This window comes from Nostoc sp., assembly GCF_036917755.1.
In the GTDB taxonomy this organism is placed as follows: domain Bacteria; phylum Cyanobacteriota; class Cyanobacteriia; order Cyanobacteriales; family Nostocaceae; genus Nostoc.
This window is the reverse complement of record NZ_JBALFC010000151.1, coordinates 1-5,513: the sequence shown is the minus strand read 5'-3', so window position 1 is coordinate 5,513 and position 5,513 is coordinate 1. Positions and strand designations below refer to the sequence as shown.

The window sequence follows — 5,513 nt, the reverse complement described above, 5'->3', positions numbered from 1 at the left end:
TCTAAGTAACTTGGTCCCTTTTCTTCCATGACTTCACACTACCAGATTCTGGTTGCAGTTTTTTACGATCACCCTGCTACCCCCTGAACGCTTACACATCAACAGCTTACTTGGAGATACCAGAGTACCATCTGCACGGTTGGAAAAAGGCTTTATCAAAGTTCCGGCTGCTGAACTACAAGAAACTGATGATGCGATTCTTCTGAAGCTAGAACTGCCAGGACTAGACGCTAAAGACCTAGATATTCAAGTCACCCAAGACGCTGTTCATATTACATGACTTTTAGCTCATTCAGTTTTGATAATAGATTCTTATGATGATGACATACACAAAAAGCAAATTTACCTCTAAAGTATGATGAAAATTAATAAGTTAATGTCTGTTCTTGCAAGTGTTGTTGCAGTAAGTGTTGTAGCAGTTCCCTTTATTGTTAAAGCAGATGCGATTCATAATGGACAGCCATTGCTAGCACAAGCTCAACAAAATTCTCATAAAAAAGAAGGCGATCGCTGGGCAAAATTAAATCTGACTGACGCGCAAAAACAACATCTGCGTCAAATTGAAAAAGATAGCAGGCAGCAAATCGAAGGTGTTTATACACCACAACAACTTGTACAGCTTAAAGCAGCAAGAACACAGCATCAACAAGGGCAACATACTAATCCTCGTGATGTCATGAAATCTCTAAATCTAACTGACAGTCAAAAGGCTCAAATCAAGCAAATTAGAAAAGCGCAAAAAGCGAAGATGGACTCTGTTTTCACTCCCGAACAGAGGCAGCAACTCGAACAGCAACGCGCACAATGGCAGCAACAGCATCAGTAAGATAAATTTTGGTATTGGGGTCAAATGAATTGAACTTTTCAACACCCTAGAATCGGCCCCATCGACTTGCCTCAACATTTATGCGATCGCAGACGCGATTTTAACAGAATTGGTGGGGCAATGAGCAGAGCGATCGCAGGATGTATTTGAAAATTTGCCCTGTTTAGATCACTTAGGCGCACGGAAACCAGCTTTTTGTGCTGTTGCTGGGTCTTTAAAACAAATATCCGGCTTGACTTTTTCGTAATCTAAGGTTTTAGGAAGGTGATAAATGTTGCCTCTCTTATTCGTAATTTTGCCTTTTACCAGTGCATCACTTGGGCAAGTTGTTTCGTTTTGTGGTTTCACTCCGAGATTTTGTGCTGCTGCTAAAACTGCTGTTTTATTCGCCGATGCTGGCTTCTTAGAACTAGAAGTTGTATTTCCAGGAACAGGACTAGCTGCTATACTAGGAACAGGACTAGCTGCTGTAGTAGAGGCAGGACTAGCTGGAGCAACAGCAGTTGGTGTTTGAGGCGTAGTACTAGTAGATTCTTCAGGTTTGGGACTACAACTACCTAGCATCAGCACTGTAAATAACGTTACCACCATGCTCAGTTGACGAGGTTTAAGTTGATTCTTCATTGGCGTTAATTCTCTAATATTTAATTCCCAATATTTTACCCGATACTGACTTCATCACTCTTGCGTCACCGAACGCGTAGAGCGTCTCCAAGAGTTGGGCATCGCTTAGTTTCCTCGCTTGATTGGGAGAGCGATCGCTATGCATCCTCGCTTGAATGATGTGCGATGTCTACGACGGCAAGCTACGCTTTGGCTGTTATCGCTGCTCTCAAAAATTGGTAGAGTTAATAAGACTACCCAACAGCTTTGGGGAGTATCATCGGCAATGCCCATCTACAGAAAACGTTACGCAAACAATTGGGACGAAATAGCGCTGTCTATCAAACAAGCAGCCCAGTGGCGCTGTCGGCACTGTGGGCAAAAGTGTTTACGTCCTGGCGAGAAGCCAAAGGAATTTTCCCGCGCTGAATGGACAGTAATGACGCTCTCGGTACACCACGCCAATTTCACGCCTGAAGATAACCGACTTGAAAACCTAATCCCGCTCTGCACCCCATGCCATATTTCACTGCATAGTCGGGCGCGAAGGCGGTCAAACACCTCACCTGGACAGCTAGAATTACCACTTTACCAATGAATAACGACGTTGTGATTTTTATTATCAGTGCTGGTTTGCTTATTATGTATCTGGTGTTCTCGGCATTGACTGAGATGGGGACAAAGCTACCGTGGAAGAAATAGGGGGTGGAGTCTTAGAAGTGCGATCGCTGCCCCTGCTACCAACGAAGCGATCGCTTATTCTACTCAGAAGGTGATGATATTGTCGTCAGATTCATCTTCCCTGATGCTGTTTTTTCCTCTAAGAATTAGGTGCGATGCCGAAGGCGGCAAGCTACGCATCCTTAACTTTTCCTCGCTTGAATAAGGTGCGATGCCCTTCGGCGGAACGAAAAGCGACCATCGCAATCAAATTACTTTGGTCGCCACTTTTCAAGCGTGCTGTCTCCAAACGAGTGGTAAATTGTGAGGAGCGTAGGCTAGCAAAAACCGCAGGTATCGCTCTTGAGTTTTCCTCTAAGAAAAAACAGTGCCATGTTCAAAGTTTCTGGAAATTTGGCATCACAACTCTCTGAATTGCCGCTTAAATGAGATATCAACAGAACAGCCACAAATCGCCTAAGTTGACCCAACGCTGTAGAATAACGAGAGCAGCCAACCCACAGCGCTCGGTCATCGCAACTCTTGGAGACGCTGCGCGCTAAGCGAAGCTATGCCGTTGGCGGAGCCTCTCGAAGAGAAGGCTTGACGCCACAACTGGCTAGTAATGCACTAGAAAATACATAGTAATAAAGGGAATTCCCAATAAAAAAACGTCCCAAAATTTCTCGTGTGATGGGCATCCTGCCGCATCACAAGATGGGATAATCTATTTCCTGGTGTTCCCTTAATAGACAAAAGATAGTATTGAGCAACAATGCAAAAACTCCTTTTTAATGGCAGAGATAGATTTAGAGCGCAGGCCCTATTCCTTGGTGAGGATATTAACTTACAGACGTTAGAGAATTACCTTTGCTTGGCGACTATGCCAGTAATGGTTAGAGTAGGTGAACACGGCTGTGCGGTACTGCTGGACTATGGTGCAGTTGTCCTGTTTAACCTTGAGCCTGTAGAAAAGGTAGCCTTTTTGACCAAACTATCCTCTCAAGTTAGTGACTCTTTTACCGACCCCGAAACAGAAGAGGTGGAAGTTCATCTCAATATTGCAGAGAGTGAACGAGCTAAGGAAGGAAAAATTTTGCTGCATGAATTTAGTGTAGAACGCTTGCAGATAGTGGCTGATATTCTCGCCAAGAGTGTTGTGCTATCTCATTATGAGATTAGCCTAGCAGCTGTATTTGATCAAATTGAACCGTTTGCAGCTAGTCTTCAACGTGAAAACAGGAGTAGGCATCAGAGTCGGGAATTATTGCGTCAACTTGGGACTACCCTGTTAGTTCAACATAAGATTGTGGGTCGAGTAGAGATTATCGATAAGCCGGAGTTGCTGTGGGAGTCGCCACAGTTAGAAAACTTATATCTGCGTTTAGAGGATGAATACGAAATCCGTGAGCGTCACCATGCCCTGGAACGAAAACTAGAGTTAATTTCCCAAACCGCACAAACCGTGCTGGAGTTCATGCAGCATAGCAGTAGCCAGCGAGTAGAGTGGTATGTGGTGGTTCTGATTGTGGTGGAGATTCTGCTGTCACTGTACGACATCCTTTTTAAAGGCTAACGCTTTGTGCCTCTACGGTAGTAAAAAGTGTTTGCGTCCTGGTCAGAAGGATTGTCCCGCGCTCAATCAAGTGCAGCTAGCTATGTAACTACCAATTAAACTGCTTTCCTACTGACTGTACCCAAAGCTTTCTGCAAACGGCTGGTAAATTCTGAAGGGCGATGTCTGCGACGGGCTATTCGGCGTCGCTTAGTTTCCTCTCTACGAGACGCTCTGCGGGTTCGCTTGAATGAAGGGCGATGCCCTTCTCTACGAGACGCTCCGCGAACGGCGCAGGCTCAGGGTAAGACCTGCGGCGGTAAACTACGCTCATTAAAGTTTCCTCTAAGAATCATGCTGCTTTAACTGTGACCTTGAAGAGTGCTGTCTCTAAACGGCTGGTAAATTCTGAAGGGCGATGCCTGCGGCGGGCTATGCCTACGCAGGTCAGGTTGTAGATGCGATCGCCTGCCTGGGGTTTCCTCTAAGAATTGAAGGGGCGATCGCACGAGAGCGCCTACCAGAGGCTATGGGTTAGGCTTAGGCTGCTCTATCTAGAAGCGATCGCTTACTTTCGGAGGGCTGCCGGGATACCTGCTATTCATGCGCCGATTTCTACTAATCTGCAAAAAAGGATGCGATCGCGTAATGAAAGAATCAACATTACAGCCCTTAAAGCGGCAATATTATGGTTCCAGTCGCGGCAATCTTATCCTTCCACTGACATTAATTATTGATGATTTACTGGTTGACTTTAAGACTGTTAAAGAACTTAAGCTGGAACTCAGAGACTAATTTTGACAATTTGTGGACTAGTAAGGTTACGGATTAGAGCGTTCGTCCTAAATTGTGCTGTTTTCTGTTTGCCACTAGCCGTTCTTCATACAGTTTCAGCCGTTGATGATTTTGATCGTTTATCTCATATAAGGAGGGATCTTGCTGATATGTGTAGGAATCGCAGTGGTCAACAGCAGCGCTGTGATCAGTATCAGGTGAGAGTGCCCTACCCGGAGTAGGCAGGGGATTTTCATATCCTTCATACCCGACCCCATAAGAGGTAGGAACATAGGGAGGGGCGGGAGGATCAGTTCCATATCCGGCGTATCCAACCCCGGAAGAGATGGCAGTATCGGTACGGGCAGGAGGATCAGTTCCATACCCGGCGTATCCAACCCCATAAGAGGTAGGAACATAGGGAGGGGCGGGAGGATCAGTTCCATATCCGGCGTATCCAACCCCAGAAGAGTCAAAGACACTAAATGAAGATGAAGGACGGTAAACTTGTCTAACCCGATGTTCATAATCAAAATCAACAGTCATACCATCCGTAAACTCAGGTAGCGCTTCTACCTGGGCTTTAGTCAGGTTAACTGCATAGACCCGGTGGGTATCATAGTCTACCTGGGAACATCCGATTGGCAGCAGAACTTTTTTGCCAAAAATCCAGATACCTGTGTTTATAACCAGATAACGAATGCGGCCATCATCATCAACCAAAAGGTCGTCAGCAGAGCCAACTTTTTCCTCTTTGGAGTAAAGGTCAAACCCCTGAAGATGCTCCTGAGAATTCTGTTGATGATAATTGGCATCAAAATCTTCGATTTTATGAAGAGACATAATGTCTTTTATCCTCCGTTCTTTATGGTTTCGATTCATCGACTGAGGTGGAACCAAACCGATGTTCATATTTAAGGGATGATTATCCCAAATCCACTCCAGCCCAATAATCGCAGCAAGCTACTAGTTTGCTGCCTCTCTGAAGGATGAGATTTTGGGGACTTCCAAAGAATAAATTATTCCAAGAAAAACAAGAGATAGGATTCTTCGATAATGATAATCATTTTGAGGGGGAGAGAAGGGGTTGCCGAC

At 45.1% G+C, this 5,513-nt stretch carries 6 protein-coding genes and 1 pseudogene; 5 read left to right on the top strand and 2 right to left on the bottom strand.

Annotation, left to right across the window (positions count from 1 at the left end; all coding sequences use genetic code 11):
• Window positions 1-97: 97 nt before the first annotated feature.
• Together V7L05_RS31715 and V7L05_RS31710 are read left to right on the top strand one after the other, a co-directional pair.
• Window positions 98-277 (top strand): annotated as a pseudogene (locus tag V7L05_RS31715) (Hsp20/alpha crystallin family protein); the annotation flags it as partial.
• Between the two features lie 99 nt (window positions 278-376).
• Window positions 377-826: a P pilus assembly/Cpx signaling pathway, periplasmic inhibitor/zinc-resistance associated protein gene (locus V7L05_RS31710; RefSeq protein WP_335170194.1), complete on the top strand. Its 450-nt coding sequence runs from the start codon at window positions 377-379 to the stop codon at window positions 824-826.
• Between the two features lie 168 nt (window positions 827-994).
• Here V7L05_RS31710 and V7L05_RS31705 read toward each other — a convergent pair whose 3' ends face one another.
• The gene (locus tag V7L05_RS31705) at window positions 995-1,450 is read right to left on the bottom strand and encodes a sunset domain-containing protein (RefSeq protein ID WP_335170192.1); all 456 of its coding nucleotides are present in this window, start codon (window positions 1,448-1,450) and stop codon (window positions 995-997) included.
• Window positions 1,451-1,589: 139 nt separating this feature from the next.
• On the opposite strand from V7L05_RS31705, the gene V7L05_RS31700 reads away from it, so the two are divergent.
• The 3 genes from V7L05_RS31700 (at window position 1,590) to V7L05_RS31690 (ending at window position 4,439) form a co-directional block, all read left to right on the top strand.
• Window positions 1,590-2,027: a hypothetical protein gene (locus V7L05_RS31700; protein WP_335170190.1), complete on the top strand. Its 438-nt coding sequence runs from the start codon at window positions 1,590-1,592 to the stop codon at window positions 2,025-2,027.
• A gap of 837 nt (window positions 2,028-2,864) precedes the next feature.
• The gene (locus V7L05_RS31695; RefSeq protein ID WP_335170189.1) at window positions 2,865-3,665 is read left to right on the top strand and encodes an RMD1 family protein; all 801 of its coding nucleotides are present in this window, start codon (window positions 2,865-2,867) and stop codon (window positions 3,663-3,665) included.
• A gap of 627 nt (window positions 3,666-4,292) precedes the next feature.
• Entirely contained in the window at window positions 4,293-4,439 is a 147-nt protein-coding gene (locus tag V7L05_RS31690; protein WP_335170187.1) for a hypothetical protein, read from the top strand.
• A 33-nt stretch (window positions 4,440-4,472) separates the two neighbouring features.
• On the opposite strand, the gene V7L05_RS31685 is transcribed toward V7L05_RS31690, so the two are convergent.
• Window positions 4,473-5,261 (bottom strand): PRC-barrel domain-containing protein, encoded by a 789-nt coding sequence (locus V7L05_RS31685; protein ID WP_335170186.1) that lies wholly within the window; start codon window positions 5,259-5,261, stop codon window positions 4,473-4,475.
• Window positions 5,262-5,513 lie beyond the last annotated feature (252 nt).